Source organism: Pedobacter sp. (assembly GCF_045628745.1).
In the GTDB taxonomy this organism is placed as follows: Bacteria; Bacteroidota; Bacteroidia; order Sphingobacteriales; family Sphingobacteriaceae; genus Pedobacter.
Genome location: NZ_JAZQPU010000405.1, coordinates 1 through 2,283, shown reverse-complemented (window position 1 = coordinate 2,283; position 2,283 = coordinate 1). Strand labels below are relative to the sequence as shown.

Here is a 2,283-nt window from a genome sequence, read left to right as displayed (position 1 = left end):
TTAGTTTTTTAATTCAAATAATAAGATGGAAACCCTGTCAAAGAGCTCTTTCAGTAAAATTCTATCTTCTAATTCTTTAATATTCATAATTTGATTTTTTACTGCGAATAAAAGTACAAGCAAGAACCATAGTCTTACGTCTTCTCATATTTTGCAGAGACTATCTCAATGATAAGAGAGAGCCTTATGTCAGCTTTATTGTCCTTAAGCAACAGTTAGGATAATCTTACCCTGAATGTTTCCCTTAGCTGCGCGCTCATGTGATTTACGAGCATCTGCAAGCGGAAAGATGCTGTCGATGGCTACGCGAATCGTTCCGTTATTGAGCAAAAACGCCAGCTCAGCAAGTTGAGCGCCGCTTGAGCGTACCTGTGTTGCAGAAACTGTCACACCGCGTTTTTCAGCTTCTTCACCACCAGAAAAGCCCAATGGGAAAATAGGAAATAAGGCTCCTCCGTGTTTAATTGTGCATAAAAAGCGATCACTCGATGGGCCTCCAACGCCATCGATGACTAGATCTACATCTCGAACAACATCTTCAGCAGCAGTCTTTGTATAGTCGATGAATTCATCTACACCAAGATCACGCAAGAATGCTTCATGCTTTCCTGATGCCACTGCAGTAACATGTGCGCCCATCCATTTGGCAAGCTGTACGGCAAAGTGCCCAACACCACCACCTGCGCCATTTACAAGGACTTTTTTGCCTTTAAGCGGAACCGGGACATGTGGGTTTGGCTGAAGGGGATTCGGTTCATTGTGACCCACTTCGATCATGAACTGCCATGCGGTGAGTAAGGACATCGGTGCCCCAGCCGCGTGTACATGATCAATGCCTGCAGGCTTAAGTGCTACTTCCGACACAGGGACAGTAATATATTCAGCATAGGCCTTGCTATCGCCCATCATGCCGGTGGGAAAGCGTACCATTGAATACACTTCATCGCCTATATTGAAAGCCGTAACATCGTCTGCAACTGCATCAACTACTCCCGAAATATCTGTTCCCAAGGTCATAGGAAAATCTACCTTCGGCTGCCATTCAGGCGGTAACGCCTTATATCCGTCTCTTAAGTACCAGTCAGGCGGATTGAGGCCAATTGCATGAACGCGTACACGGACTTCACCTTGGCTTACTTTGGGCATTGGAGCATCTTCATAAAGTAATACCTCCGGGCCACCGAATTCATGCTGGCGAATTGCTTTCATCATTGTGGTGCTTTCATTGTTATTCGATTTATCTTTTACTTGTTCCATGATTATATTTTTAAATTTAAGATGGGGCAAGTTAAACTGTTTCATTACTTTTGTCAAGTATATACTTATTTGTATGTTACCTACTTAAAAGTATGTATTGTTGATTATCAGTGTATTACGAATAAATTAAAATGAAAGACAATACAGATGTTCCTGAGTGTATACAAAGATGCGGAGTTGAATATGCCTTTAAGCGAATAGGAGGAAAATACAAAGGCCGTATTCTATGGCACTTGGGTTTGAAAACCGTATTGCGATATGGCGAATTAAGTCGGACCTTGCCAGACATTACTACTAAGATGCTCACTCAAACACTACGCGAATTGGAGGATGATAAGTTAATTATTCGAAAGGTCTACCACCAAGTGCCACCCAAAGTGGAGTACTCATTGAGTGACACCGGTCTCGAATTAATCCCATTTATAGACCATTTACATAATTGGGGACAAAAACAATTAGCAAATGAATTAATTGATAAGAGCGATCAGACAAGAAACTTACATAGTATCCAGAATGGTTTGAGGCAGTTTAGCTTGTTGAAAGAAGCTTTTCCGTCGCTTTCTGATCAGGTACCTCCACCTTACTGTACCAAAAATTAGCAGATCAGCTTATAACCCGCACCTCGTATACTCATCAATTGTACGCTGGGTTCATCTTTGAGCATTTTACGTATGTGCGACATAAAAACGTCCATGCTGCGTGCGTTGTAGAAACTGTCGTCGCCCCAAATGTTATGCAGCGGAACCTGCCTTGGCAATAAAGTATTGCGGTGCTGCAGCAGCAACTCCAGTAAAGCGGTTTCCTTGTAGGACAATGTATGTGTCGCTTGGGAGGTAACCAGTACCTGGCTCACCGTGTCCAGTACACAGGCGCCAAATACCTGCCGTGATGTGGATTCATCCTTCTGTGCAGTGGGTGTTCCAAACCGCGTAAGCAAGGATTCCATCCGCACCAATAGTTCGCCCATATTAAACGGTTTTTTCAGGTAGTCGTTACCGCCGCTTTTAAATCCCTTTATCACATCCT

The 2,283-nt window shown here is 43.2% G+C and carries 3 protein-coding genes; 1 reads left to right on the top strand and 2 read right to left on the bottom strand.

The features are described 5' to 3' along the window. Positions 1 to 204: 204 nt before the first annotated feature. The gene (locus ACR2F7_RS14780; protein ID WP_432714317.1) at positions 205 to 1,257 is read right to left on the bottom strand and encodes an NADP-dependent oxidoreductase; all 1,053 of its coding nucleotides are present in this window, start codon (positions 1,255 to 1,257) and stop codon (positions 205 to 207) included. 131 nt (positions 1,258 to 1,388) lie between these two features. Between ACR2F7_RS14780 and ACR2F7_RS14775 the strand changes: the two genes are divergently transcribed. Then, positions 1,389 to 1,856 carry a winged helix-turn-helix transcriptional regulator gene (locus ACR2F7_RS14775; RefSeq protein WP_432714316.1) on the top strand — a complete coding sequence of 156 codons (468 nt, stop codon included), beginning with the start codon at positions 1,389 to 1,391 and terminating at the stop codon, positions 1,854 to 1,856. Here the strand turns inward: ACR2F7_RS14775 and ACR2F7_RS14770 are convergent. Further along, positions 1,853 to 2,283, bottom strand: a 431-nt coding sequence (locus ACR2F7_RS14770) for a response regulator transcription factor (RefSeq protein WP_432714315.1), incomplete at its 5' end; no start/stop codon positions are given. The two genes, ACR2F7_RS14775 and ACR2F7_RS14770, sit on opposite strands and share 4 nt — an antisense overlap.

Excerpts from the sequence above, each read along its gene's own strand:
- ACR2F7_RS14780 (WP_432714317.1), bottom strand. The coding sequence starts at position 1,257 with ATGGAACAAGTAAAAGATAAATCGAATAACAATGAAAGCACCACAATG.
- ACR2F7_RS14775 (WP_432714316.1), top strand. The coding sequence starts at position 1,389 with ATGAAAGACAATACAGATGTTCCTGAGTGTATACAAAGATGCGGAGTT.